The 1,603-nt window shown below is 41.0% G+C and carries 2 protein-coding genes; both read right to left on the bottom strand.

The features are described 5' to 3' along the window. On the bottom strand, positions 1 to 1,188 hold a 1,188-nt coding region (locus tag G6554_RS25185; RefSeq protein ID WP_207627756.1), incomplete at its 3' end, for a phage tail spike protein. Further along, positions 1,185 to 1,603 (bottom strand): phage distal tail protein (locus G6554_RS25180; protein WP_207627755.1); only part of this gene is annotated, 419 nt, incomplete at its 5' end. The genes G6554_RS25185 and G6554_RS25180, both read right to left, overlap by 4 nt.

Raw genomic sequence — 1,603 nt, 5'->3', positions numbered from 1 at the left:
GTAGATCGTCGAATCAGCATACACGCTGGCGTCTTTTGTATCGATAACGGCTTTTGAATATGCGTACTCCTCTGTGTAGGAAAGTGCATCCTCTTTAGCTTTTTTTAATCGCTCTCGAAATTGCGCCTGCAGCACTTTCCATTCAGCCTGTACATCTTCTTTACTGTATTCAATAAAATCGCCATATTCTACTTCTTTTTGAGAATGATTTTTAATACTTCTTTTTACAGAAATAACACGAGCTTCTAAATAAATGGGTGGATTCTTAGATTCATCTTTTACTCTGTTTGTGTCTCCAAGTCGGACTTTTTCGTGCTGCAGTCCAAATATATGTTCAAGGGCAACGGTTTTCAAGGAATACTGGATGGAGGGAGTCACCCTTTTGGCTAGTTCCGTTTCACCTAAAGACCTTAACCGTTCTTCAGTCATATCTGTATTTTCGGTTTGAGGTTCGTAAATGCCCCAAAGATGACGACCTTCATCGTTCCACTTTTGGAAAGCCTCTTGGTCTTCCACAATCACCATTAGCCGGGTACCATCATCACGGACAGGACCATAGCATTTAAGCGCTGTGACTAACTCTCCTGCTGTTTCCCTGCGCTCAATGCCTTCGATGTCCTTACCAAATACAACTTCTTTCCCTGATAGTTCTCCCCTGCGCTGGATCATATCGACAAAACGGGCAACTACCTTGCTTCCGGCAACTTCAACGCGGAAACGTAATTCTAAACCAAATAGCTTGGCAACCGCTTTAATAGCATCATAAGCGTCTAAAGGTTCGGTAAATTCGACCGTCCTTAATCCAGTAAATTCCACAATCCCTATTTGCCAACGAGTACCACTAAGGACATAATTTCCAGCGGTAGATGGAGTCTGACCGTCTAACACAATCGGATCAATGACTTTCTGTTTCCGCAAATCCACAAAAGAGCCCACTGTGTAAAACTCTTTTGTATTATTGATTAGATAAGGCTCAGTCAAGATAAATTCTTTAAATTCCCCATCTTCGCCAGGAATCACGATTCTTCTTCGTGAAGTTAAAAAACCTGCTTTTGTATGATTGGCTAACATAAAAAATTTAAATGTCTCTATGCCTTTTAAATCTTCGTAATGTTCATCATTATAAAAATCAGCCTCGGAGAGGTAGGCTAAAATATCATCGGTTTTTTCGTCGATAACGTGAATCATTTAAACCTCTCCCTCCAACTCACTTTTGCTGTAAAGGCATCAGCAGGCTGCACCATAATCGTATTAGTCCCTTTTTTCAAATTAAAAAAACTAGAGCCGAATGTTTTAATCAGTCTAGTTTCGCCATTTATACGTATATCGTTTGTTTTATGGTCAATCTCCACAACATCGCCTGTTTGGACGATGTAAGGGATACCAGTTTGTTGATTAATGCGCTGGGCTAACACTTCTTGTGCTCTATTCCGATTCAACGTGGGACTGTTTGCATATTTCATAAATGAGACCGCTACAGAGGCAACGCTCCGGGTAAATAAGCCAGCTGTGTCCAAAAACTTGTATGATATCTCTTCTTCCACACGACCGCCTTCTCCTCTAGTTCGTGCCATTCTTGCAGTAAAGACGTTCCCTTCTTTTT

This window comes from Bacillus sp. MM2020_4, assembly GCF_011250555.1.
In the GTDB taxonomy this organism is placed as follows: Bacteria; Bacillota; Bacilli; order Bacillales; family Cytobacillaceae; genus Neobacillus.
This window is presented reverse-complemented; position numbering and strand designations above follow the sequence as displayed.